Here is a 25,932-nt window from a genome sequence, read left to right on the forward strand (position 1 = left end):
AGGTTATGGAATGATACTATTCAACCAACAAGACAGTAAAATACAAAAAGATCAGCTGATTTCGCTCCCGGTCACGCATGTGATCCAGGAAGCAGAAGATGTCTGTACTTTTCGACTTGATAACTCACAGGGATTGATTCCCCCCCATCATCCCGGGATGTTTGTCAAAGTCTGCCTCGACATTAATGGATCGGAAGTCTGGCGCAGTTTTTCCATCAGTTCTTCACCCCATCAGAGTGAGCGCATTGATTTAACGATCAAACGTAATCACGCAGGGCAGGTGGGGAATTATTTTTTTGAACACATTCATGTCGGCAGTCATGTACGGCTTAAAGGCCCGTTAGGGCAGTTTTATTTTGATCCTGCGCAACATGTTGAACCAGTCATTCTCCTGTGCGCAGGCATCGGGGTTACTCCCATGATGAGTATCGTACGATATCTGCATGCAACTAACGTGAACCGCAACTGTTATCTGTTTTATGGTGCCCGCACACCTCGGGATGTCATCTTTGATCAGGAAACACGGGACCTGATCACTGAAATGCCGGACTTCCATTACTTTCTGACTCTTTCTCAGCCGGTTCCTCACTGGCTGGGATATTGTGGGCATCTCAATTTTGATTTCATGATCTCTAAGATCCCCCAGGTTGAGTCGTCACGATTCTTTTTATGTGGCCCGCGGAATTTCAATCAGGATTTCACACTTCGTCTTCTCGAGATGGGAGTTCCACAAGAACTGATTCACAGTGAACAATTTCATAAAAAAAATAAAACCAGATAGATACACATGAACTTCGACGTTGAGGGACCTGATCTGAATCAGTCTTATACCAGTGATCCGGCATCTTCTGTAGCACAGAGGGGAGGAGCCCCCGAGCAGGAATTTGATCTGATCTCACTACTGCTGAAAGAACAGCAGACACTGACAGCCATCGATCAGTTTGCAAAGAAATATGATGCCGACCAACTGCCGGCACAGTCGCGTTATTATACAGATCTGATTCCCTCAGCAACCCCTCAGGCTGGTGAGCAGTATGCGTTCGGCGTGGATCTGGATCGTTGTTCGGGCTGTAAAGCCTGCGTGACAGCCTGCCACTCTCTGAATGGTCTGGATGAAAATGAAACCTGGCGCGATGTCGGGTTACTCACCGGTGGTACGAACCAGGATCCGATTTATCAGCATGTCACGACCGCCTGTCATCACTGCCTCGACCCGGGCTGTATGCAGGCCTGTCCGGTCAACGCCTACGAAAAAGATCCTGTCACGGGAATCGTCCGACATCTGGATGACCAATGTATCGGCTGCCAGTATTGTACGCTGGCCTGTCCTTATGATGTGCCCAAATATCACAGTAAGAAAGGCATTGTCCGTAAATGCGATATGTGCAGCCAGCGACTGTCCGATGGAGAAGCGCCCGCGTGTGTGCAGGCCTGTCCTCATCAGGCAATTTCCATCAACATCGTGAGTAAGGAACAGGTGATTGCCGATTCCGAAATTGATCAGTTTCTGCCCGCTGCTCCGGATCCACAGCACACGTATCCTACAACAACCTACAAATCGAAAAAGCCATTCCCCCGCAATACAATCCCTGCAGATTATTATTCTGCCAGCCCGCAACATGCGCACATACCACTGGTCATCATGCTGGTGTTAACACAGCTTTCGGTAGGCGCCTTTCTGACCAGTCTGGCCCTTGAATATTTTCTCAGTGCCGAAACGACTTCTGTCATGACACGTATGTCAGCCACGTTCGCGCTCTTTTTTGGCTTAGTCGCATTGGGTGCCAGTACGCTGCATCTGGGGCGACCGCAATATGCTTTCCGGGGAATCTTAGGGCTCAAACATTCCTGGCTGAGTCGTGAAATCCTGGCGTTCGGCGTCTTTTCCAATACCGCGATGGCCTATGCGTTATTGACCTGGCTTTCAGGAGATTCCTATGCCAACCTGAAAGCCTGGCAGCCCCTGGCAGGTCAAGTGGTCGGCTTGACAGGGATCATCGGTATTTTCTGCTCCATCATGATTTATGTCTTTACAAAACGGGAGTTCTGGAGTTTTGAATCCACGCTGATTAAATTTGGATTGACCGCCGTTCTGCTGGGAATTACCTCGACGTTGTTCACACTTTATCTACTGGGCATTTTTTCCAGTTTGCCTGAATCAAAATTACTGGCCGCGCAGGCAGGACCGATGCTGGCGAAAGCTTTGATTGTGACTGCTGTCTGCAAACTTGCATTCGAAGCTTCTATCTTCCGCTACCTGTTGCGACGTCAGAACTCTCCCCTCAAACGATCTGCTCTGCTGATGAGCGGGGAGCTTTCCAATGTCACGCTGGCACGATTTGCCTGCGGTATCCTGGGAGGCATTCTGATGCCGGCATTTTTATTAAATCACCAGGTTCAACCTTTACATACCTTAAGCCTATTCATCATCGTCTCCTTCCTGTTTGTCGCCAACCTCGCTGGTGAACTGCTGGAACGATACCTGTTCTTCTCTGCGGTCGCCGCTCCCCGCATGCCAGGTGTATTACGATGACATACTTTTTATCGCACTGGAATCGGTTCCGATGTCTATAATGGATCCCTCAAATTTAGGCTCCCTCATTCACCAGAAAGAGGGGCACCTTACCAGAGAATTATTGCTTTCTCCCGGCGGCTTTGGCTTGGGAAAGATACCCGAAAAAAACCTGCCTGATTCAACGACTCAAATGGTGTGTGGTTTTTGTGGCACGGGATGTAATCTGAATATCCATTTAAAAGAGGGGGAAGGGATCTGCGTCAGTCCGACGACCGAGTATCCGGTCAATCTCGGTATGGCCTGTCCGAAAGGCTGGGAAGCGTTATCGGTGCTGCAATCCCCCAATCGTGCGATCAGCCCCCTGGTCAAAAAATCTCCCAACCACTGGGAACCAGTCGACTGGGATACCGCTTTGAGCCTGTTTACCCGTAAGTTTAAAGGCATCCAACAGCAGCATGGAGCCGATTCGGTTGCCTTTCTGAGCACAGGCCAGATGGTCACGGAAGAAATGGCCTTCCTGGGAGCGCTGGCCAAGTTCGGCATGGGCATGAAGCATGGTGACGGAAATACCCGCCAGTGCATGGCTTCTGCAGTCACCGCTTACAAACAGTCGTTTGGATTCGATTCCCCACCATTCACCTACCAGGATCTGGAAGAATCAGACGTGCTGGTCTTTGTCGGTGCGAATCCCTGCATTGCCCATCCCATCATGTGGGAACGGGTGATGCGCAATCCGCATTCTCCCGAAATTATCACCGTCGATCCTCGAAAAACGGAAACCGCGATGCAATCCAGTCTGCATCTGCAGATTTATCCAAAATCAGATCTGCCCCTGTTTTACGGGATCGCACGCATTCTGATCGAGCAGGGGGCCATCGATGAAAAATACATTCAGGAACATACCGAGGGGTTTCAGGAGTTTGCAGATTATGTCACCGCCTATCCGCTGGAGCGTGTCATCGCAGAAACCGGATTGAGCCAGGCAATGATTGAAAAGTTTGCTGATCTGATCAAATCCGGCAAACGGGTCTCCTTCTGGTGGACAATGGGAGTGAACCAGAGTTACCAGGGAGTTCGTACCGCGCAGGCTTTGATCAACCTGGCGCTGATGACCGGCAATATCGGTCGACCGGGTACGGGAGCCAACTCGATTACAGGACAATGTAATGCGATGGGATCCCGTTTATTCAGCAACACCACGAATCTATTAGGCGGGCATGATTTCCTGAACGCCGAGCACCGTGACAAAGTGGCCCGTGTGCTCTCGATCCCCACGGAACAGATTCCCGATCAAAACAGCTGGCCTTATCACAAAATCATCGAAGGAATCCTGGCCGGTAAAATTAAAGGATTGTGGGTCATCTGCACGAACCCGGCTCATTCCTGGATCAATCAGGGACAGGTGCGTGACATCCTGGACCGTCTTGACTTCCTGGTAGTTCAGGATATGTATCATGATACAGAAACAGCGAAATTCGCAGATCTCATCCTGCCGGCCGCAGGCTGGGGTGAAAAAGAGGGAACGTTCATTAATGCAGAACGGCGGATTGGACGTGTGAAGCGTGTCAAACGCGCTCCCGGTCAGGCGCTGTCTGATTTTTCCATCTTTAAACTGATCGCGCAATACTGGGGCTGCGGCGAGATGTTCTCAAACTGGAAATCACCCGAAGATGTGTTTCAACTGATGAAACAGTTATCCAAAGGACAACCCTGTGACTTTTCCGGGGTCGAAGACTACACAGCAATTGACGAACAGGGGGGTATCCAATGGCCGTTCCCGGATACAGAGACACAGCCTCCCGCTCCCCAACGGCGATTATTTGAAGATGGTATCTATCCTCATGAGAATGGTCGGGCCCGGTTTATCTTTTCAGAACCATCCAAAATGCCGGAACCACCGTCCGATCAGTACCCCTTTATTCTGCTGACAGGACGAGGCACCGCATCGCAGTGGCATACGCAGACACGCACCAGAAACTCGGATGTGCTCCGCAAGCTTTACCCCGAGCGGATCTATGTAGAGATCAATCCCCAGGATGCCCGCGCCCAGTCCATTCAGCCGAATGACTGGATTATGATCGAATCACAGCGAGGGCATCTGAAAGCACGGGCATTCATTACACAATCGGTACAGCCGGGACAGCTTTTCATTCCGATGCATTATGAAGAGACGAATCAACTGACGGATGCGGTATTTGATCCGCATTCGAGTCAGCCATCGTACAAGTGTTGTGCTGTTAAAGTGAGTACAAACTGACTTCAATTCCCCACTGAATTCGGGAACACGCTTAATTAACTTCTACAAGGCATTGCACATCTTTTGATCTCCCACCTCTCATCCCGAGACCTCTACCCAGCCAGCTTTAACAAAACATTGGCATTGTCGGAAATCTCTGAATAATTCCTCGCAACAATCAATAAAACCGGAGATTGTATTAAATCGCGCTTATCGGTTCAGAAGAATACCGATATCAATTTCAAGCGCTGATCGTACGACCGAACAGGAAGTGCGCGCTGCATGTGAGAAAAGGTGCCCCCCCAACACTCATCCATTGAATTCAATAAATCAGGCCAATGAATTTATTACAATCTCAATTCATGCAGCTCAAAGTCCTTACTTTCTGCTGCCTGCTGTTGTTTATCACACCAGGTTATGCCCAGTCTGTACCTCCCGCACCCGCATGCGATACCCCTGCTGCAGAGTGTCTCAATACACCCGACTGCGTCAGTTGTGTTCCCGAGATCAACTACTGGGTTGTCAGCAGTCGTTGCTGTATTCAAAAAAGTAAATGCTGTTGTCCCTGCTGCGAGTTTGACGTGTATCACTCCAACTCAGTGGGCAGTGTTACAGAGCAGTCGATGGAGAGTCTGGTCCAGTCGATTCACCCGGAAGCCCCCATCTGTATCATGGTTCATGGCAGCTTCGTCGACTGGGACAGTGTGCTGAACGATTCTTACAATACCTATCTCTGGTTGCGAAGTGCCGCACCGCAGATGCCGTTAAACGTGATTTTCTTTACCTGGCCCAGTGATGAGATGAAGACCAGGATCATCCCCATTGATGTTAATATACTGGGGAAACGCGCAGAGTATAATGGGCATTATTTGACGAGACTGATTGCGAAACTTCCCGAACATCACCAGATCAGTATGCTGGGACACAGTCATGGAGCCCGCACGGTTGCTTCCGCCATGCATCTGATTGGCGGAGGTAGCGTGCAAGGCGTCTCGTTGCAGGATTGCGGCATTCACATCTGTTGTCGGTGTCGTCATTTTCGAATTGTCTTCGCAGCCGCTGCCATCAATCACAACTGGTTAAATCCGGGCGATCGATATGGCTGCGGCCTGAACTGTACCGACTGTCTGATCAATTTACGAAACCACAAAGACCGGATCCTGCTGTTTTACCCGATCCTCGCCCCCATCTCCCGCCGGGCGCTGGCCCGAACGGGATTCACTTACCTGGACAGAAGGGCCTTGGGGGCTGACGTCAATCGAGTCCATGATATTGATGTCTCAGAATGTGTCGGAGCAGGGCACATGTTTCCGAATTACTACAGCCATCCGGAAATCGCGGAAACGATTGTTCCCGCCATCTACTTCCAGAACCCATAATATCTCTTCCTGAACCCTGAGCTGCTGCAATCTGGAAGAGAAACTGTCTTTACGTCCACATTCTGGAACAGGAAGTCTCTCCCAATCCGCTTCCGGATCTGGAATTTATTTTGCATCTTAGCTCTCAGAAGTATATTCTGATTGAGGATTTCCCGGCAGCCGACATACTGAAATGTCTGTACTCTCCTGCAAAATAGAGACTTACGCGATTTCCATCCCTCTCGGAATATTTTTAAAAACCCTCCGCTTTCTGAAAATAAATCCGACTGCTCGTGCATCAGAATTACTAAAAGCCGTGGTTTTGTTATCAAACGGGAGTAGAAATTGGCCACCGGAAACGATGGCAAACTCGCCCCCGAGCTCGTCCATCAATTATTTGAAGACCATGCAGGCGAATTGCGCGCTTTTTTACTGGGTTTATTACGCAACCACGATCTGGTTGATGAAGTATTGCAGCTGACGTTTTCAAAAGCCCTGGAATCCGGGGGCACCTCGAAAGAAGAGACCCGCAAGGGCTGGTTGTTTCGAGTGGCCTACCATGCAGCGATGGGACTGATCCGTCGGAATAAAATACAGAAGAAATCATTGAATCAACTGGGACAGACGACGAAGTTTTTCTCGACCGATTCACCAGATCAACGGTTGCTGGACGACGAAAATGTTGAACAGATCCGACTGGCACTCACTCAACTCCCTGAATCACAACAGGCGGTGGTGAAAGCCCGGATTTATGAGAATAAGACGTTTAACGAAATTTCACAGGACCTGGAAATCCCTTTGGGAACTGTGCTGACGCGGATGAGACTCGCCATTAAATCACTTTCAAGTCGGCTTGATAATCCTTCTGACTAACTCGGATCTATATCTCACCGCTACTTGCCAAGACCATGATTATGAATCAATCTAAACCTGAATCTGCTGACCGTGATCTGAACTGGATCGCTTTCCAGTATATCACCAACGAACTCTCCGCCGATGATTCTCTCCAGTTTGAATCACTGCTGGCAGAGAACCAGTCGGCACGTGAAGCTTTGGCACACGCCACACAATTAATGGCAGGCTTACATGTCATAGAATCCATGCCCGCCACTGTGACTCCCCGGGTACAGTCTGTTGTTCCCCGTCGGTCGCTGAAATGGATTGTGATCAGTTGCTCTGTCGCGGCGATGCTGTTCCTCACAATCTCTCTGTTGCCGGAAACCCAGGCTCCAGAATCAGAACTGGTTTCACAGCCATCTTTGACCGATGCTTCCGAGGAAGATCTGGAACATCTGCTGAACCTCTGGTCTGAGTCTGCAGAAGAGAATCATCTGATTTCCCAGAATACTGTGACGGAATCCAGCGACGCACTGGACCAGCAAACGACGCTGGCTGAAAGCCATTCGCTCGAAATCCCAGACTGGCTTTATACAGCCGTCTCTCTCCCGGATGAAAGTGTGAACTGAATCCATGGTATCAAGCCCTCAAAAATCTGATACGTACTCGCGCCTGCTGCTGTTACTCCTCAGTGTCAGTTGCCTGCTGCTGCCTGCCCCTGTCTCTGCGCAAAACGGAGCGAAAGGGGAGACCGTCAACATCTCTCGAGACTCCACCAAAGCAAAACAGGCTGACACACCAAAAGCCAGCCCTGAAAAAGAGCAGAAAGCATCCAATTCACTCAACGCAAAACGGGAAAAACTGGCGATCGAATTTGCGCGCACACATCATCCGGAACTGGCGGACCTGATCCAGCGATTAAAAAAACATAAACCACGTGAATACAAGCGTGCCGTTCGCGACCTGGATACAACTCTTACGAAACTGGACCGGTTCAAGAAACGGGACGGCGATCGCTACCGCCTGACTCTGGAACGCTGGGAAGTGGATTCCCGCATTCGACTGTTGGCTGCCCGCGTTTCGATCATGGGCAGCGGCGATGATCAATCAGAATTAAAAACACTACTGAAACAGAGAATGGACCTGCAACTGGAACTGTTAAAGCACGAAAAAGCCATGGCTGAAAAACGTGTGCAGAAACTGAAAAAATCCATCGCCGATATCGAACAGAACCACGACAAGCTCGTTGATTCCGAGTTGACCAAAATCAATCGCAGTATCAAAAAATCGGGTCAGTCGAATAAGAAACAAAAGTAAACGGATTACTCTTTGACAGACTTAAACGTCGTCTTTAATGCAAGGTGTGATATGAAATCAATTCGGATGACAAGTTGTTTATTCTCCTTTCTGGCCGTCATCTCGTTGTCCGCAACGACCGAAGCAGCAGACCAGGCCGACGTCAAACAGCCGGTCAATCAGCGATTCTCTGATCCGGCCAGTACCGAAGTCCCTCAGTTTCAGCAACATGTTGTCCCGCTGCTGGGCAAACTGGGCTGCAACGGTCGTGCCTGCCATGGTTCCTTCCAGGGTAAAGGCGACTTCCGCCTCTCTCTGTTCGGCTACGATTTCACCATGGATCACCAGCAGTTGACTGATAAAGACGCAGAACGCATCAATTTGAAAAACGCGGCTGAAAGTCTGATCATTCAGAAGCCGTTAAACGAAATTGAACACGAAGGGGGCAAACGCTTCGAGAAAGACAGCTGGCAGCATCGCCTGCTGTTGAGCTGGGTGAAAGCAGGCGCTAATGGCGTACCGAAAGCAGCACCGAAATTTGAACAACTGATTGTCACCCCCAATACAATTCAGTTCAAAAAAGAAGGGGAAACCGTTTCCTTAAACGCAATCGCAGTCTGGTCTGACGGAACTCGGGAAGATGTGACTCCCCTCTGTCGCTTCCAGACCAACAACGAACAGATCGCGACGATTTCCGAAGCGGGTCTCGTCACTGCTGCCAAACCAGGAGACACCCATGTGGTTGCCTTCTACGATGCCGGCGTGATTCCGGTTCCAGTTCTGCAGCCTGTCTCCGAACAATATGGCGATAAATATCCCAAAATCGCCGCTGCCACAGCAGTCGACAAACATGTGGTCAACAAATTGCAGAAACTGGGTATGGTGCCCGCTGACAAATGTGATGATGCGGAATTCCTGCGTCGTGTCAGCCTGGACATTTCCGGTACACTCCCCGCACCTCATGAAATCGAAGCCTTTCTGAAAAATACCTCGCCTGACAAACGCTCGCAAAAAATCGATGAGCTGCTGGAAAGCCCCGGCTATGCTGCCTGGTGGGCAACTAAGCTGTGTGACTTCACTCAGAATAACTACGACGACCTCGTCAACGTCTCTCCCGTCCGCGAGCGTCCCAGCCAGGACTGGTACGACTGGGTTAAGAAACGTGTCGCCAACAACGCAGGCTACGACAAAATTACCGAAGGTATCCTGCTGGCCACCAGCCGGGAAAAGGGTGAAAGCTTCGAAGAGTTCACAAAAAACATCAATGCCATTTATCAGGACAAGCCAGGAACAGACATTACGGACCGTGATCACATGCCTTATTACTGGGCGCGGCGTGACCTGCGGAACCCCGATGACCGCGTGCTGGGCTTCGCTTATACCTTCCTGGGAATCCGGATTCAGTGTGCCCAGTGTCACAAACATCCGTTTGACCAATGGACCCAGAACGATTTCAAACAGTTCCGTGGTTTCTTCACACGGGTGAATTTCGGCGTTAATCCGGAATCAAAGAATGAATACAATGCAATGGTGGATGAAATTGGTGCCGACAAACTGCGTGGTAACCAGCTGCTCCGCGAATTGAGCAAAGAAGTCAAAAAAGGTAAAGATGTACCTTTCATGGAAGTGTATGTACCTAAAGCACGTCCTGTGAATAAGAACAACAAAAACAAGAAGAATCAGAATAAGAGAAGGCGTAACGCTCAGACTCCTGATACGGCCAAGCTCCTGGGGGCCGAAGTGGTTCAGATCAATGAACTGGACGATCCACGTACTGCTCTGATGGAATGGTTACGTCGTGAAGACAATCCGTACTTCGCGAAAGCCTTCGTCAACCGCGTCTGGGCCTCATATTTTAATCGTGGTATCATTGAGCCGGCCGACGACTTGAACCTGGCCAATCCGCCCAGCAACGGTCCACTGCTGGATTATCTGTCACGCGAATTCATTCGTCGCGATTTCGACATGAAATGGTTGCATCGTGAAATTACGAATAGCGACACGTACCAGCGCAGCTGGCAGACCAATAAAACCAACGAACAGGATGAAGTCAACTTCAGCCACTACATTCCTCATCGTCTGCCGGCAGAAGTTCTGTACGATGCCATTCACCAGGCAACTGCTTCTGATGATGCGATCGATAGTATGAAAAACAGCCTGAGTGATCGTGCGATCGCGATTGCTGCCTCGGGAACCCGCAACCGGGCCATGCGGGATCAGCAGTACGCGTTGACCATCTTCGGACGTTCCACACGTGAAAACAACTGCGACTGTGATCGTTCGGTCGACCCCAGCCTGTTACAGACAATGTATATCAAAAACGACAATGACGTGTACTCCGCTATCAACCGTACCAACAGCAGCTGGTTGTTCCAGGTCGGGCAGCAACTGGGTGCCGTACAGAAACCGAATGCTCAGAAAGAGCAGATGGGTAATCGTCTGGAGAAACTTCAGGAACAGGCCAAAGTGGCAAAACAGCGTGTTGCCCAGCTGAGAAAACAGGATGACAAGAAGAAACTCCAGCAGGCTCAAAAACGATTCAAGGAACTGAATGAGAATATGCGAAAAGTGCGGCAGATGGCCAGCAAAGCCGGCAATACTCCTGCCAGGCTCCAGACGTTTGAAGAACCAATCTCCGCTGAGAAATCAGAAGAGATCATTACCAACACTTACCTGAGAAGCCTGAGCCGTTATCCGACAGAAGAGGAAATCGCTTCTGCCCAAAAATATCTGGGTGACTCTGAGAATAAAATTGATGGTCTGTATGACCTGATCTGGGCAGTGATTAACACGAAGGAATTCATGCTCAATCACTAAATATAAATATTGAATCAACAGCGATTATCAACTGTATCACCAAACAACTTTCGCCTGAGTATCATATTCAGGCATCACAATGTGAAAGGAATTCCCATGGCCGTATCTATGACATGCGATGGAGTAAAGCGCCGCGATTTTCTGAAAATCGGCACACTTGGCTTCACTGGCTTGACCCTCTCTTCTTACCTGCGAATGGTGGATGCCGGACAGGCGAAACCGGAAAAAGCCAAATCGGCGATCTTCATCGAACTATCCGGTGGTCCTTCTCATATGGATACGTTTGACCTCAAACCGGAATCATCCAGTGAATACCGTGGGGAATTCAAACCCATTAAAACCAATGTCAACGGAATCGAAATCTCCGAGCATCTGCCGAAACTGGCCGCCTGCATGGATAAGTTCGCTCTGCTCCGCGGCGTCTCACACTCCGTCGCCGCGCATGCACTGGGTCGTTCTTATGTCAACACAGGCAGTCGCCCTTTGCCTTCCCTGGAATATCCTGGTTATGGGGCCGTCTTTACCAAAGAATATCCCGGTCCGGATAATCTGCCTCCGTATGTTTCGATTCCGAATTCGACTCAAAAACCGGGATTTTTGGGTGTCAAATATGCCCCTTTAAACACAGGCGCGACTCCTCGTCCTGGCCAGGCGTTTAACGTACGGGGGATCTCGCTGCGTTCCGGACTCACCATCGAAAATATCGAACGCCGTGAATCACTGTTGCGGGAGATCGACCAGAAATTCAGCAGTCTGGAAAAGAACTCACAGCTGATTGAAGGTCTGGATCGATTCGGTCAGCAGGCTCAATCGATTATCACTTCAAAAAGAGCCCGTGATGCATTTGATGTTTCCAAAGAATCACCCCATTTTGTCAAACCGTTTGGCGAATCGAGCTTTGGCCAGAGCTGCCTTTTGGCTTCGCGTCTGGTAGAGTCCGGCGTGCGGTTTGTGACCGTCTCCATGGGGGGTTGGGACACACACAACAAAAACTGGGATGCCCTGGAAAACCGTCAGTTGCCTCCGTTCGATGAAGGGCTGTCTGCTCTGTTCAACGGGCTGGCTGAAAAAGGCTTACTGGAGTCGACCGCCGTCTATGTGACAGGCGAGTTCGGACGTACTCCCAAAATCAATACACAGCGTGGCGGACGTGATCACTATCCACGCTGCATGTTTATGCTGATGGCCGGTGGTCAGGTCAAAGGCGGACAGGTACTCGGTAAGAGTACGGCCAACGGAACAGAACCAGCGGGAGATGGATTCTCTCCCGATGACGTCGCCGCTTCTTTCTACCATAACCTGGGCATCGATTTTACCAAAGAATATCACACCAACACCGGCCGACCGATTACTATCGTGCGTGACGGTGAGGTGATTAACAAGTTGTTCGCTTAAAACCTGACTGTGGCACTTCCCGCCAATATCCTTGTTGGATGTCTGGCATTAACTGTTATTTCCTGAGGGGGAATGAGAATGTTGAAAGTATCGAAAGCGCTTGTGGCTGTAGCTTTAATCATGGCGTGTGTTGCATCTGTCGATGCAGCAGAGAAAGGTGCCAAAAAGAAAAAAGGCAACAAAAAGCAGGCGAACGTCACGATTCAGGCTTTGAAATTACCTGAAACGATCGAACTGAATGCGGAGCAGAAAGAAAAAGTGGAAGCACTCAAAAAAGAGTACACACCACAGTTCGCTGCACTGCAGAAAAAGAATCGAGAGATTCTGACAGCAGATCAGATTAAAGCACGTCGTGCCGCAATGAAGGAAGCCAAGGACGCAGGCAAAAAAGGCAAAGAACTTCGTGAAGCAGTCAGCTCAGCTCTGAATCTGACTGATGATCAGGAAAAACAGATGAAAGCAGTCACCGGAGACATTCGTAAATTGAACGGTGAAGTCACCGGTAAACTGGAAGGCGTATTAACCGCCGATCAGTTTGCAAAAATCAAAAAACCTGGCAAAGGTGGCAAGAAAAACAAAAAGAAGAACAGCTGATCTCCGGGTCAGATCTGTTGATTTTCTGCGCTGAATGAATTTGCAGGCCACGCAGCCATTTGCGTTTCCCCCCCGGTTCAATTTTCTGAATCGGGGGTATTTTTTTGTTCTGTCTGAATCGGGCTCGATAAAATCGATTCAAACGGCGTAAGTTCAGAAACAGAGCTGGTTTGATGGCCTTTCCTGGCAGAAAAAGAGTTGTTTTCCGTCACAAATCCTGATATAAACATTAGTTGATTCAATTCCGATAAATGTACGAAGTGAAGGATCATCCCCAAACCGAGTGAGGAGCAGGGTGAATGTTGCGGACTGAACCAAAAGCCTGCCTGATACGAATACCAGTTTTGATACTGATCATGTCAGGCCTGCTGTCACCTGCCTGGAGCGCAGAAGCTGCCGGGAACGTGAGTGATAAGGGAATTGAATTTTTCGAATCGAAGATTCGCCCGGTCCTGATCAAACACTGTTATGAATGCCACGCCGCCGATTCCAAATCCATTCGCGGCGGTCTCTTGCTTGATACACGTGCCGGCCTCCTGAAGGGCGGCGATTCCGGAGCTGCTCTGGAACCTGGAAAAACTGAGGATAGTCTGCTACTGGAATCACTGCGGTTCGAAAGTTTTGAGATGCCGCCTTCCGGAAAACTGTCTCCGGAAATTATTGCCGACTTTGAAACCTGGATCACAATGGGGGCCCCGGATCCCCGGGATGGCGAAAGCAAGATCGTCAAACAGAGCATTGACATCGAAGCAGGAAAACAATTCTGGGCGTTTCGCCCAATCACTGACCATCCTGTCCCCACTGTCACCGATGCGGACTGGAATGAAACCGACATTGATCGATTGATTCGAGCACGTCAGGAACAGCAGAAACTCAAACCCTCTGCGACCGCTTCGCGCACCACGCTGGTTCGTCGATTGTATTACGATCTGACCGGTCTGCCTCCGACCCCCGCTCAAATAGATCGCTATCTGAAAGATCCGAGTCCCGCCGCAACGGAAAAGCTGGTAGACGAACTGCTGGCATCACCGCATTTCGGCGAACGTTGGGGACGTTACTGGCTGGATATCGCCCGCTATTCTCAGTCCACGGGAGGCGGTCGATCACTGCTGTATGATTCTGCCTGGCGGTATCGAAACTACGTCATCGATTCGTTCAACTCAGATAAACCTTACGATCAATTCATCACCGAGCAGATCGCCGGTGACCTGCTCGATGCGAAAGACTATCAGCAAGAGCGCGAACAACTGGTGGCCACTGCCTTTCTGCTGTTGGGCCCCACGAACTATGAACAGCAGGATAAAGAACAGTTGCGAATGGATGTGATCGACGAACAGATTCAGACCGTCGGCAGAGCCTTTCTCTCGATGACCCTGGGCTGTGCACGCTGCCACGATCACAAATTCGACCCCATCCCTGCTTCCGACTATTACGCGCTGGCGGGAATTTTTCGCAGTACAAAAATGCTGACCCCTGGCAATGTCTCTGGCTGGACCAAACGCCCGCTACCGCTGCCGACTCCTGAGAAGATGAAGTACGATGCCTATCATCAAACCCTGGCCAGCCTGGATTCACAGATTAAATCAAAGCAGGATGAACTCAAGCTGCTGCGCAAAAACCTGAATACCATCACTTTGGATGATTCCTCCGCCATTCTGATTGGCGACTGGAAAGAATCCACTTTTTATAAAGACTATATCGGCAAAGGTTACATTCACGACCAGCATACTGCCAAAGGGAAAAAGCTGGTGAAGTTTTCGCCCCGCAAGCTCAAGTCCGGTCGCTACGATGTCCAGTTGGCCTACAATTCGGCTGAATCGCGGGCTTCCCGCGTCCCAATTACGATTAAAACTCCCAAAGGGGAACAGACCGTTTATCTGAATCAGCGTATCCAGCCCACCGACGGTGCTTTCGCTTCTGTCGGCGAGTTTGAATTCTCGGGTACGAAAGGCGATGAAATCATCGTTTCCAACGAAGGGACTGACGGCTATGTGATTGTCGATGCCATCCGCTTTATTTCTGCTCCCGTCGATTCGACTGACACGAATCAACAGCAGTCCGCGGTCTCGGAGTACAAACAGACGCTGCTGAAGATTAAAGAAACCAAACATCAGCTCGTCGACCTTAAGACGGAAATGGAACAACACAAGAAAACGGCTCCTCCCGCAGTTCCCGAGATCATGTCAGTCGATGAGCAGGACGAACCAGCCGATTATCACGTGTTGATTCGCGGTGACGTCCATCACCCGGGCAAACAGGTCCCCCGTGGATTCATCACCGTAGCGCAAACATCAAAATCCCCCTCCATACCCGCTGATGCCAGTGGTCGCAGGGAACTGGCCCGCTGGATCACCGATCCTCAGAACCCGCTGACGGCCCGCGTGTATGTCAATCGGATCTGGCATCACCTGTTCGGTTCCGGTCTGGTACGCACGGTTGATAACTTTGGTTTTCGTGGCGAGACGCCTTCTCATCCGGAACTGCTGGATCACCTGGCTTTGAAACTGATCGAAAACGGCTGGTCGACCAAAGCCATGATTCGCGAGATTGTGCTTTCGAAAACGTATCAGCTTTCCAGCAGCTCTACTGTGAAACAGCGCGAACAAGATCCGAACAACCGGCTGTTATCACACCAGAATCATCGCCGCCTGGATGCGGAAGCGATCCGCGATACGATCCTGTTCGTCAGTGGAAAACTGGATCTGTCACAACATGATCAGACCATACGTCCGGATACCAAATCAGAATACGGTTACCAGTTCCATAATCAGTTTCGCAGCGTCTATGTCCCGGTCTTTCGAAACCGTCTGCATGAGCTGCTGGCGATCTTTGATTTCCCCGACCCGAATCTGTCGGTGGGACGACGAAACACCAGCACACTTTCCACTCAGGCGTTGTACCTGATGAACAACCCGTTTGTGCTGGAACAGGCACGGAATACGGCTGAGCGGTTGCTGGAAAAATATCCCGATGATGAGTCGGCCCGCATCAATGCCCTGTTTCGCATGTCACTGGGACGACTCCCCAGCGAGGCGGAAAAAAACAATACCGCTTCCTTCCTGAATCAAACCGGACCGCAGGATACTGTAACCGAACTGGAACGCTGGACCGCCTGTTGTCAGACGATTATTGCCTGCATCGATTTTCGCTATATTAAATAAACCTGGAGTGTTTCCATGTTCCCACAACATCAACCCGTTACCCGACGTCAGTTACTGGCCACCTCAGCCTGTGGTTTTGGTTCCCTGGCGCTCAATGGAATGTTGAATTCCGCTCGCGCGAACAGTCCTTCTGTCTCCCATCAGAATCCACTGGCACCCCAGGAGCCGATGTTTCCCCCCCGCGCCAAACGGATCATCTTTATCTTCATGCAAGGCGGTCCCAGTCAGGTTGATACCTTCGACTATAAACCGCTGCTGGCCAGTAAGGATGGGGAAGAACTGGAGTTCAAGGATTCCCGCAAGATCGCCAAGACAGGCGGCTATGGCAAAGAAAAGGTCATGCAGTCCCTCTGGAAATTCCGCCAGTACGGTGAAACCGGTCACTGGGTCTCCGATCTGTTTCCGGAAATCGGCAAACAGGTGGACGATCTGTGCTTCGTGCACAGCATGCACACCAACGGCGTAGCGCATGGTCCGAGTACACTGTTTCTGCATACGGGGACAACCAATCTGATTATGCCCTCGGTGGGTTCATGGGTCACTTACGGACTGGGAACCGAGAACGAGAACATTCCCGGTTTCATAACCATTTCTCCTTCTTCCTCGAACGGCGGCCCCCGCAATTATTCAAACGCGTTTCTGCCTTCCCATTACCAGGGAACCGCACTGGGACGCGCTGCTCAACCGGCGAAAGAAGCCCGCTTTAATAATGTCAAAAATCAACAGTGGTCACTCGCCAGGCAGCGTCAGCAGTTGAAGCTGCTGCAGTCACTCAACCAGAGCCAGTTGCAGTCCAACCAGGACGATGACGAGCTGGCGGCAGTCGTTAGTTCTTTTGAACTGGCATTCCGAATGCAGCAGCATGCACCGGGTCTGACTGATCTGTCGGGAGAATCAAAGGCCACATTTGATCTGTATGGTATCGGACAGCCAGAAACCGATGATTTTGGACGCCAGTGCCTGTTGGCCCGTCGCATGGCAGAAGCCGGAACGCGCTACATCCAGGTGAATTACGCCGACAATGGCAATACACCCCGCTGGGACCAGCACAGTAAAATCCAGAAACACGAAATTCATGCGAAAGCAAGCGACAAGCCAGTCGCCGGATTAATCCAGGATATGAAGCAGCGTGGTCTGCTGGAAGACACACTGATCTGGTGGGGCGGGGAGTTCGGTCGTAATCCATTCAAGCAGGGTGTTGACGGCCGCGACCATAACCCCAAAGGCTTCACACACTTCCTGTGTGGTGCGGGCGTCAAAGCTGGTTTCTCGTATGGCGCGACCGATGAATTTGGCCACGAAGCAGTCGAAAACAAGGTGCACATGCATGACATGCACGCCACGCTGCTGCATCTGCTGGGCATTGACCACGAGCGATTAACCTATCGCCACGCCGGCCGGGATTTCCGGCTGACCGATGTGGAAGGCCGCGTTGTTTCAGAACTATTTTCCTGAAGCAATTGCTGTCACTCTCAATGAAGATTCGATGAAATCAGCCACATCCGCAGTCCGTAGACTTAATCTGTCATATCCCTGCGCGATATAACCAGACTGACAATCACCGTCAGGCTCCTGCCATTCTACAGTATTCATACTCGCTGTTTCACAGTCCAAGGCACACCATGTCCCACCACTCCTGTATCCTGTTTCTCACACTCATTCTGCTCGGCTTCACTTTGCCAGCTCAAAATATAACCTATGCTAAGGAACCGGGCGCACAGATTTATCAGCCAACTCCCGTTCCAGACCGAATCATGCTGACATGGAAACAGGACCCCGCTCATACTCAATCAGTCACCTGGCGAACCGACACTTCCGTTACTAAATGTTATGGAGAAATCGCCGTCGCTGAAGCAGGGCCGGACTTTGTCAAAACAGCGCGTCAGCTCAAGGCGGAAACCAGTCAGTTGAAAACAGATCTGGGGGACTGTCATTTTCATGCAATCACATTTACCGACCTCAAACCGGACACACTTTATGCCTACCGGGTCGGTGCTGATGACATCTGGAGTGAGTGGATGCAGTTTCGCACCTTGAGTGATCAAGACGACCCGATTACCTTTATCTACTTCGGCGATGCACAGAATCAGATCAAATCGCTCTGGTCACGCGTGATCCGACAGGCGGTACTCACCGCTCCCGAAGCCCGTTTTCTGCTGCATGCGGGAGATCTGGTTAATCGCGGTAATAAAGATGAAGAATGGGGGGGATGGAATTATTCGGGAGGCTGGATTAACGGGATGCTGACTAATATGGCTATCCCGGGGAATCATGAGTATGACATCAACCGGGTGAACCCGACAGCTGCGGAAAAGAAGAGGGCTAAAAAACATCTGGCACGACGCTGGCGACAGCGGTTTGAATTTCCGGAGAACGGTCCTGGAGGTCTGGAAGAGACTGTTTATTATCTCGACTTCCAGGGAATACGCTTCATTGGCCTGAACTCGATGGACGACATTGAGGCACAGGCCAAATGGCTGGAAACCGTCCTCAAAGAAAACCCAAACCGCTGGACGATCATCACACATCACCACCCCATTAATTCCGTCAGTGAAGGGCGGGACAACCCGGAACTTCGCAAGCACTGGCAGCCGCTCTATGACAAATATCAAGTCGACCTGGTGCTGCAGGGGCACGACCACTCTTATGGTCGCACGGGATTAAAACTACAGCGCAACACCAAACGCAAGGCATCGCATCAATCGGCTGGAGGAACAGTCTATGCTGTCTCGGTGAGTGGACCCAAAATGTATGAGCTCAAGGCAAAGAATGAATTTTTAAGACGGGCGGCTGAAACCCAGCTCTACCAGGTGATAACAGTTGAGCCGAAAGAAATTCGCTACCAGGCATTTACTGCAACAGGCACCCTGTACGATGCGTTTACGCTGCGAAAGAATTCTCGCGTGGGGGGGCCGAATAAGCTGATCAATCAGATTCCCGATACGCCGGAACGGACAGGCTCTACGAAAAAAGATTGAATCAATAAAAAAACGCCCGGAAGAAATCCGGGCGTTTTGGCTTTTCAGTCCAGTAGTCGATACCTAATGAGTATCACATTTAACCATAGCGTCTCTCAATCTAGTGCTTTGTCAAGCTACAAATTGAGGGTTGGGGGACGTTGTTTACGTGCTCCGCTGTCGCACTCTCGTGATATCTATCAACCCAAGTTTTAAAAATGACACTCCACTAGTATACTCGGTCCAAATGGCCCTGGAGACGCTACAGTAAAACTGGACACAGTCTAGTCGACGACTTTCACGCCTGTCGCACAGGGACCTTTACGACCCTGACCGACTTCGTATTCGACCATCTGACCTTCCTGAAGTTCTTCGAGTGTCACACCCTGTACTTCAGAATAATGAAAAAACAGGTCGCCCCGTTCGCCTTCAATGAACCCGAATCCGCGATCTGAAACAATTCTCTTAATCTTACCTTGTGGCATTTCTGCTCTCCAACCAAATAAACCGGTGACACACGACAGCTCACATACAGAGCCCGCGATGGTCAAATAATGAAAGCAGATAAAGCTACAAAAATCGAAGCGGATACTTACGTAGTAGGCCAGCTACGCACAATGGAGCGGGAAGAGATGAACGACCCGAAGGAGGTTATTCTACACCTTGTCTCTGCTCGTCATACTATCATGACAGGTTCATTATACTTGGTACTGTTTTTTTGTAAAGTTCGACTAAACTGCTTTAGCCTATTTCTGACAGTCCCATAAGTACTGTCCAGAACCACCAGACAGGCATAAAAATGAGAAGATTTTCGCAGGGACCCCTATTTACCGAACTACTGGTTGATCCTGCTGGTCTATTTGAAGTTGAAACATTTCCCCAGCAGAGGCCAGATGGCGAAATCCCGGCATGATTCTCTCTATCCTGTATTGATACATCAGATGATTTTCTCCCAGAGTCCGATGTAAAATTCCACGATCGGCACCAACATCGGTACTTCAAACAGGGGCGTGTAAAACATACCGATATAATACATGGCAGGGGACGGCCCGACAGGACTGGCGGCAAACTGTCGACAAACCGCGATGACTGGTCCCACACTCAGCAGATAGAGTGCCAGCAGGATAGCGATACTGTAACCGCAGCGACGAATGATTTTCCTGGTGAGTTCATGACTGATTTTCACAGATCCTGACTCCTCAATAAAACAGAAACAGCGGAACTGGATTCGTGCAGGGAATGATTCTCCCGGGATTACCGAGTTTCATTTCCTGAAACGAATGAGCTCGTAATACTCAGTATAGAACCTTGCGAATAAATCGCTTCTGTCCAGTGTCCCAATCACAGGTGCGTAGAACATTTCCAGCCGCGCATGATACACACGGGGCACTTGTCCGTATTGGTCTTCCAGAAAGACCAGTACCGGTCCGAAACTCATGACATAGATCACCAGTAAAATAATCATCAATGAGCCGCATGATCGCAGTATTTTCAATTTCCCGTTCTCGGACATGCAGGATTTCTCCAGACAAGAACAATCGAAACGTATCTGATTATTTTAGCGGTCCTGCTTCAGAAAGATATCACAATTCTCGATATTCAGCGACAACCTGCGACAACTGCTTTCCGTCATCATGCCGGTTTCCTTATCATATAAGATCACAATGATTCTTTCTCATCGATCGAAGTCGTCTGGGATCATTCGACAAACCAGGAACCAGCTGCTACAGTTTCTATCAGGCAATTTGAGACTTTCCCACACATATTGCCCCTGCGGAATATTGAATATGGAACCATTAGTATTCAGTGAGGACCTGCTGACCCGTCAGCCTCCCCGGGGGATAGACGTCGATACGACGCTGGCCCACTTCGCCATCATCACCTGTCTGGTGGATCCTGAAGTCGCCCGCCTGCAGCTGCATCCCCGCTTTGAACTTGATCTCATTTACGTCGATGGCCAGGAATGGGCGCTGGTGTCTGTGGTGCCTTTCGTCGATCAGGACTTTCGCTTCGCCCACATCCCGTGGCTCAAGTGGCGGTTCGGGCAGACGAACTATCGAATGTATGCGACAGATACTGAAACCGGCGAACACATTGCCTGGTTCTTTGGAACGTCGCTTGCTTCCTGGACTGTTTCTGTCCCGCGATTTTTCTGGAAACTTCCCTGGCATCGCGCTCACATTGAATTCGATTGTGTCTTCGATAACACGTTACAACGTTACACGACCTATCGCATGCAGGCCACGAACAGTTGGGCCGACGCGGAAGTAGAACTGACCGATACAGGCCAGCCGCCGACGCAGCTCACCGGCTTTGACGATCTGGAATCGGGTCTGGTACTGCTGACGCATCCACGGAAAGGCTTTTTTTATCGGCGGGATGGCCAGCTCGGCTCCTATTCCATCTGGCACGACCGTTTGCAGACGACCGTCGGCAGCGTGAAATCTGCCCGCTTCGATCTGCTCACAACACTGGGTCTGGCTGAACCGGGTGAGGCACTCCATGTACACAGCGTTCTGATGCAGCACCAGACCGACTTCACGATCTATCTGCCGCCGCATCGTGTGAAATCAACGATGCGGTGAACTGGAACTGCTGACTCACAGCATCACACACAAGTATGTCTGCTCCGAATTCAGAACTGATCAAATAATGACCCGGACTGGGGCAGAAACAGGCTGCTGTAGAGGCGACTGGCGTACAGGTCGGTCATCCCCGAGACATAGTCAGACAGGACCCGTTTCGAGTTAGATGTTTTATAAAGCTCATACTCGTCCGGCTTCAACAGTCGTTCTGGATTTTCGAGCAGGGCCTCGAACAGTTTATCGACAATCATCTGGCCTTTGATTTCCAGAATCTGGTTCTGACGCTGACGGATCACATGTTTGAGCACGAATGTTTTGAGGATATCAAGAATGGCAGCCGAGTCGGCTTTGAGGCAGGCATTATAACGGATCAACTCATGATTGCCCGATTGCAGATCCCGGATTTCGGTATCGCGAATCAGTCCGCCGACGACATTACTGATGCCGTGCTTTAATTGTTTATGGGAACCGGAAAACAGTTTTTCCGTATAACGGGTGACGACATCCGCCAGGTAAGAGTCTTCAAACGACTGAATCTGCTCCATGACTTCGGCATCCCAGATCTTCTGCGACACGAGTCCGAGTGCGATGGCATCTTCGAGGTCATGTACGCCATACGCGATATCGTCTGCCAGTTCCATGATCGATGTATCGAATGACTTGCGGACCGTTTTCGCATGGCCGCCTGGCTTTGTCTTGATCTCTGAGAGAATCGCTTTGTCACTGTCGGAGAAGGGCTGCAGAATCCATTCCAGGAGATCGGCGTCATCATCGTGAATGCATTTGGGGGGACGATAGAGCGAAAGCTTCGAGGGAGAATCGTCGCTGTGGTTCTGCAGTTTTTCATAATTGGCCACCTGCGAATGGGTGGCGGGATATTTTAACAATCCCAGCAGGGTTCGTCTGGTGAGATCCAGGCCATGATGATCGGAAAATTCTCCCAGGCGGCAGACAATGCGCAGGGTCTGTCCGTTGCCTTCGAAGCCGCCATCTTTGTGCATGTGCTTATTCAGTGAATATTCACCGCCATGCCCATAAGGGGGGTGTCCCAGATCGTGCGCCAGACAGATCGCTTCGATCAGACTGCTGGAGGGGATCAGGTTCGAAAGCTGTTTCTGAGGCGACGAGAACCGCAGGTGCGAGGCAATACTGGCGCCGATCTGAGCCACTTCGAGGGAATGCGTAAGACGCGTGCGGTAGAAGTCACTGTCGCCCAGAGAAAAGACCTGCGTTTTGGACTGCAGGCGGCGAAACGCGGACGAATGAATAATCCGGGCTTTGTCGCGCAGGAACTGTGACTCAAAGTTTTCCGAGTCGGGATCGTTAAACGTTTTTCGCGGGTGGCCTTCTTCGTCCTCGCGTCTGCGTAATATCCAGTGATCTTCCATCGTAGCCCTGAAGCGGTTTTCCTGTGAATTTGTGGTCTTGTTATGTCAGCACGGTGCAGGATTATACACACATCCGGCGTAAATCAGAAGCATGGCCGGAACAGGGGGCCGATCACTGTTTTTTTTGGGGGAAGGGGAATCAGTGTAGTCAGATCAGCCTTAACCAGAGATCAACGTAAGACTGGAACAGACTTCGATACGAGGCACTGCACTCGACGGGCCAGCTGAGCGGTGCGTAGAGAAAATTGACGAGCCGAATCTGATCGGGGGACATATAACCATCGGAATAACTGAAAATGGCAATTACCGGTCCCACGCTGAGTACATAAATCACCACAAACAAACCCAACATACAACAAAGCGAGCGCAGAATGCTGATGACTTTCGTTTGGTGATGTGTGGACATGTTCGGATTCCCTTTAGAGTTGCTGATCAGGCAGATAGTTTAACTAATTCTGAAAATCAGGTAAGAGTAATCTCTGCTTTCCGCGCAGGCAGAGAATGATTTCACTCATAGAACAGGCCACGAAGCTTACGAAACGAGCCTGCTCCAGAAGGGGATATTCCGATGCGCAGCGAAATATTGTGCTTCTGTAAATTCGGCATAACGTTCCCCCGCATACCAGCCTTCTTCGTGCTCACCGAACTCCTGCTCGATATAATCCCACAGATTCTGACCATAATAGATGATGTCGGTCTGATGCACCGAAAAGATGGGATTACCGGCTTCGGAAGGAGTCGCGGGTATGTAGCGGTGACTATAGACGGGAATCAATGTGGGAGCCTGTGACACATACCGATGTGCTATATCAATCGCATCCTGGAGCTCATCTGGTTTTATTCCCCATTCGTCCAGCCAGAACGCATTCTGTTCGATATCAAAGACCATCCCCTCCCAGGGCCCGTCGAATCGCTTTTGCAGATCACTTTGATTTCCTGCTCGCCAGTCGGGGAAGGGTTGTCGATTCCCTGCTGTCTTCAGGGAAACCGGCAAAGCGATTTGCAGAAACGCCCGAAGATCGGGTGGAAAACAGAAACCAAACGTCGTTTCTATCTGTTCTACTTCCTGATCCGTCAGGCCCGGTCCGAAGTGAACGCCCCGGTTCTGCATCAACTCAACCGCTGCTCGGATTTCAGATTCAAACGGGCTACTCATCGGTTCCATTTTCTTTTTCTTTCAACCGCCTGCTGATCTCATCCCGCATTTTCTGCTGGTCCTCTATGACTGCCTTTATGATTTTTGCCGCCTCGGTATCTTCATCTTTCAGCGCATCGACGGCCAATGCCAGCTGTTTCTGATCCGCAGTTAACAGATCCAGGACCTTTTGATCGCGCTCTGAAATGACCTTTGTGATATTTTCGATCTATTCCTCTAAGACAGTTGTCTGATATTCCAGCGATTCGAGTTGCGCTTTGATGCCTGGCTCAGAACGGCAGGAGACAGCACCTGGTAGGAGCAGGGCCATTAAAAACAGGATTGCATATTGTGTTTTCATTTTCCCTTCCCTGATGTTTTGTTCGTTATTTGTGTACGTATTACTACACAATCCAGTCAATCAAATCCGACACAGCTCTCGATCCCGTCGTAGGCATTTTAACCTGATTATTTTTACGCCGGCTGGACTTTAATGTCGCAGTTAGATTCAGGAAAGCACAGGAGTAATAACGTGAATGCAGGCATACATATCAAGAACAGAAAAAAGAGCACTAATGATACATCGGCTCCGAGAAATCCGAGAAAGGAACTATGATTCCTGTACTTTGCAGGAGCGGGATAGCGTTGCTTGACGAAGTTTGTCGACTCGTAAGCAATGCCGAGGTCGGCAATGGAGTGAAAGGGTTTGACAATCTCTTCGAAAGGCCGGACTTCTGAACTGGGTGACTGAAGAAAAGCCAGCAGAATGGATGCGAGCCCTATCGGGATAAAGTACAGGAATAAATGAAATGTGAAACCGGTTAACAGTGCGATGACTAGACAGATAACTAACAGCACCTCGGCGACAGGCTGTGTCCAGAGTCGGTAAGGGGAAGCTTTCCAAAGAACTGTTGAATTGGACTCCAGCAGCAGAAGCAGGCGTTGAATATAATCCCACTTCTGTTTTGTGAGGGCGTTCGCATCGTTCTCCAGTTGAAGCGGGAGTTCCTCAGCAACAAAATAAAGTGCTGGGTCATCTGACTTGTAATTTTCATACTCACACTTTTCGAAATCAGAAGCATCCGCTTTTCCCTCCAGGTAGCGGCGTATCAGTGCCGCCAGCTGGTTGCGCCTTTCGCGATCGATCATCGTCTGTCTTCCCGTTATGAGAGGGGGCTCTAAAAAAGGATTCAGCAGCGCACGTCATAAAACAGAGAGTAGCAGTTGACGGTGCCATCCTGATCGTAAACAACCATGATCAATCCACCCGGATTCCTGAACTGGATCTGTCCTGCCTCTTTGTCACACTTCCAGTAGAGCCCCCCTTTGCGGGTAAATTCGTCCTGATCGGCGTTGGCGCGAAAGATCCGCATCGAAGCGGGCAGCATACTCACTCCTTCCTTGGGATCAGTCGGTTTGCGTACGGCGGAAGTAAAGATCAGACGGTATCCGGGTGAATTCGTCTTGAAAGTCCGCTGGGCGGTAAACATAAAACGGGAAGGGTTCGCGAGGGCATCCTGCAGCATTTTGTCTTCCGCTTGAGTGGTCTCCGCGCCTGCTGCATCTTGTGCCGCCAGTGTCCCCATTCCGATTCCGAGGCCTGCGACCAGTTTGACTGCCTCTCTTCTGCTTAAATCACTCATGTCTGTCTCCCGAGG

Annotated in this window: 24 protein-coding genes; 14 read left to right on the top strand and 10 right to left on the bottom strand. The window is 50.3% G+C overall.

Annotated elements, in window-relative coordinates; translation table 11 throughout:
• Positions 1-10: 10 nt before the first annotated feature.
• The 13 genes from Pan161_RS02755 to Pan161_RS02815 all read left to right on the top strand — a co-directional run bounded on the left by Pan161_RS02755 (position 11) and on the right by Pan161_RS02815 (position 19,187).
• The gene (locus tag Pan161_RS02755) at positions 11-781 is read left to right on the top strand and encodes a ferredoxin reductase (RefSeq protein ID WP_197995667.1); all 771 of its coding nucleotides are present in this window, start codon (positions 11-13) and stop codon (positions 779-781) included.
• Positions 782-787: 6 nt separating this feature from the next.
• Positions 788-2,533, top strand: coding sequence for a DmsC/YnfH family molybdoenzyme membrane anchor subunit (locus tag Pan161_RS02760; RefSeq protein ID WP_145224074.1), 1,746 nt, complete (start codon positions 788-790; stop codon positions 2,531-2,533).
• 40 nt (positions 2,534-2,573) lie between these two features.
• Entirely contained in the window at positions 2,574-4,772 is a 2,199-nt protein-coding gene (locus Pan161_RS02765; protein WP_145232482.1) for a molybdopterin oxidoreductase family protein, read from the top strand.
• A gap of 317 nt (positions 4,773-5,089) precedes the next feature.
• Entirely contained in the window at positions 5,090-6,130 is a 1,041-nt protein-coding gene (locus Pan161_RS02770) for an alpha/beta hydrolase (RefSeq protein ID WP_145224075.1), read from the top strand.
• 324 nt (positions 6,131-6,454) lie between these two features.
• Positions 6,455-6,982 carry an RNA polymerase sigma factor gene (locus Pan161_RS02775; RefSeq protein WP_145224076.1) on the top strand — a complete coding sequence of 176 codons (528 nt, stop codon included), beginning with the start codon at positions 6,455-6,457 and terminating at the stop codon, positions 6,980-6,982.
• A 41-nt stretch (positions 6,983-7,023) separates the two neighbouring features.
• Complete coding sequence (locus Pan161_RS02780) at positions 7,024-7,575, top strand: anti-sigma factor (RefSeq protein ID WP_145224077.1); 552 nt, start codon at positions 7,024-7,026, stop codon at positions 7,573-7,575.
• A 4-nt stretch (positions 7,576-7,579) separates the two neighbouring features.
• On the top strand, positions 7,580-8,263 hold the full coding sequence (locus tag Pan161_RS02785; RefSeq protein WP_145224078.1) for a hypothetical protein: 684 nt from the start codon (positions 7,580-7,582) through the stop codon (positions 8,261-8,263).
• Positions 8,264-8,329: 66 nt separating this feature from the next.
• Positions 8,330-11,059 carry a DUF1549 domain-containing protein gene (locus Pan161_RS02790; protein WP_145224079.1) on the top strand — a complete coding sequence of 910 codons (2,730 nt, stop codon included), beginning with the start codon at positions 8,330-8,332 and terminating at the stop codon, positions 11,057-11,059.
• A 96-nt stretch (positions 11,060-11,155) separates the two neighbouring features.
• Positions 11,156-12,454, top strand: a complete 1,299-nt coding sequence (locus Pan161_RS02795; protein ID WP_145224080.1) for a DUF1501 domain-containing protein — start codon at positions 11,156-11,158, stop codon at positions 12,452-12,454.
• Between the two features lie 78 nt (positions 12,455-12,532).
• Positions 12,533-13,048, top strand: a complete 516-nt coding sequence (locus Pan161_RS02800; protein WP_145224081.1) for a hypothetical protein — start codon at positions 12,533-12,535, stop codon at positions 13,046-13,048.
• Positions 13,049-13,347: 299 nt separating this feature from the next.
• On the top strand, positions 13,348-16,209 hold the full coding sequence (locus tag Pan161_RS02805) for a DUF1553 domain-containing protein (protein ID WP_145224082.1): 2,862 nt from the start codon (positions 13,348-13,350) through the stop codon (positions 16,207-16,209).
• A 15-nt stretch (positions 16,210-16,224) separates the two neighbouring features.
• Positions 16,225-17,664: a DUF1501 domain-containing protein gene (locus Pan161_RS02810; protein ID WP_145224083.1), complete on the top strand. Its 1,440-nt coding sequence runs from the start codon at positions 16,225-16,227 to the stop codon at positions 17,662-17,664.
• Positions 17,665-17,831: 167 nt separating this feature from the next.
• Positions 17,832-19,187, top strand: a complete 1,356-nt coding sequence (locus Pan161_RS02815; protein WP_145224084.1) for a purple acid phosphatase family protein — start codon at positions 17,832-17,834, stop codon at positions 19,185-19,187.
• Between the two features lie 263 nt (positions 19,188-19,450).
• Here Pan161_RS02815 and Pan161_RS02820 read toward each other — a convergent pair whose 3' ends face one another.
• The 3 genes from Pan161_RS02820 to Pan161_RS02830 form a co-directional block, all read right to left on the bottom strand.
• The gene (locus Pan161_RS02820) at positions 19,451-19,651 is read right to left on the bottom strand and encodes a cold-shock protein (protein ID WP_002646585.1); all 201 of its coding nucleotides are present in this window, start codon (positions 19,649-19,651) and stop codon (positions 19,451-19,453) included.
• Between the two features lie 452 nt (positions 19,652-20,103).
• Positions 20,104-20,352: a hypothetical protein gene (locus tag Pan161_RS02825; protein ID WP_145224085.1), complete on the bottom strand. Its 249-nt coding sequence runs from the start codon at positions 20,350-20,352 to the stop codon at positions 20,104-20,106.
• Between the two features lie 78 nt (positions 20,353-20,430).
• Complete coding sequence (locus Pan161_RS02830) at positions 20,431-20,679, bottom strand: hypothetical protein (protein WP_145224086.1); 249 nt, start codon at positions 20,677-20,679, stop codon at positions 20,431-20,433.
• Between the two features lie 274 nt (positions 20,680-20,953).
• Here Pan161_RS02830 and Pan161_RS02835 point away from each other — a divergent pair, with 274 nt between their 5' ends.
• Positions 20,954-21,751 (top strand): DUF2071 domain-containing protein, encoded by a 798-nt coding sequence (locus Pan161_RS02835; protein ID WP_197995668.1) that lies wholly within the window; start codon positions 20,954-20,956, stop codon positions 21,749-21,751.
• Between the two features lie 50 nt (positions 21,752-21,801).
• Here the strand turns inward: Pan161_RS02835 and Pan161_RS02840 are convergent, their stop codons facing one another.
• The 7 genes from Pan161_RS02840 to Pan161_RS02860 form a co-directional block, all read right to left on the bottom strand.
• Entirely contained in the window at positions 21,802-23,139 is a 1,338-nt protein-coding gene (locus Pan161_RS02840) for an anti-phage deoxyguanosine triphosphatase (protein ID WP_145224088.1), read from the bottom strand.
• Positions 23,140-23,287: 148 nt separating this feature from the next.
• The gene (locus Pan161_RS02845) at positions 23,288-23,545 is read right to left on the bottom strand and encodes a hypothetical protein (protein WP_145224089.1); all 258 of its coding nucleotides are present in this window, start codon (positions 23,543-23,545) and stop codon (positions 23,288-23,290) included.
• Between the two features lie 126 nt (positions 23,546-23,671).
• On the bottom strand, positions 23,672-24,304 hold the full coding sequence (locus Pan161_RS02850) for an SMI1/KNR4 family protein (protein WP_145224090.1): 633 nt from the start codon (positions 24,302-24,304) through the stop codon (positions 23,672-23,674).
• Positions 24,288-24,422 carry a hypothetical protein gene (locus Pan161_RS31190; RefSeq protein WP_261342938.1) on the bottom strand — a complete coding sequence of 45 codons (135 nt, stop codon included), beginning with the start codon at positions 24,420-24,422 and terminating at the stop codon, positions 24,288-24,290. The genes Pan161_RS02850 and Pan161_RS31190 overlap by 17 nt, the downstream gene beginning before the upstream one ends.
• An 81-nt stretch (positions 24,423-24,503) precedes the next feature.
• A complete protein-coding gene (locus tag Pan161_RS31195; protein ID WP_261342939.1) occupies positions 24,504-24,635 on the bottom strand; it encodes a hypothetical protein in 132 nt (43 codons plus the stop codon).
• Between the two features lie 113 nt (positions 24,636-24,748).
• The gene (locus Pan161_RS02855; protein WP_145224091.1) at positions 24,749-25,423 is read right to left on the bottom strand and encodes a hypothetical protein; all 675 of its coding nucleotides are present in this window, start codon (positions 25,421-25,423) and stop codon (positions 24,749-24,751) included.
• Positions 25,424-25,464: 41 nt separating this feature from the next.
• Positions 25,465-25,917 (bottom strand): hypothetical protein, encoded by a 453-nt coding sequence (locus Pan161_RS02860; protein ID WP_145224092.1) that lies wholly within the window; start codon positions 25,915-25,917, stop codon positions 25,465-25,467.
• Between the last annotated feature and the right edge of the window lie 15 nt (positions 25,918-25,932).

It is taken from the genome of Gimesia algae (genome assembly GCF_007746795.1).
GTDB classification, from domain to species: domain Bacteria; phylum Planctomycetota; class Planctomycetia; order Planctomycetales; family Planctomycetaceae; genus Gimesia; species Gimesia algae.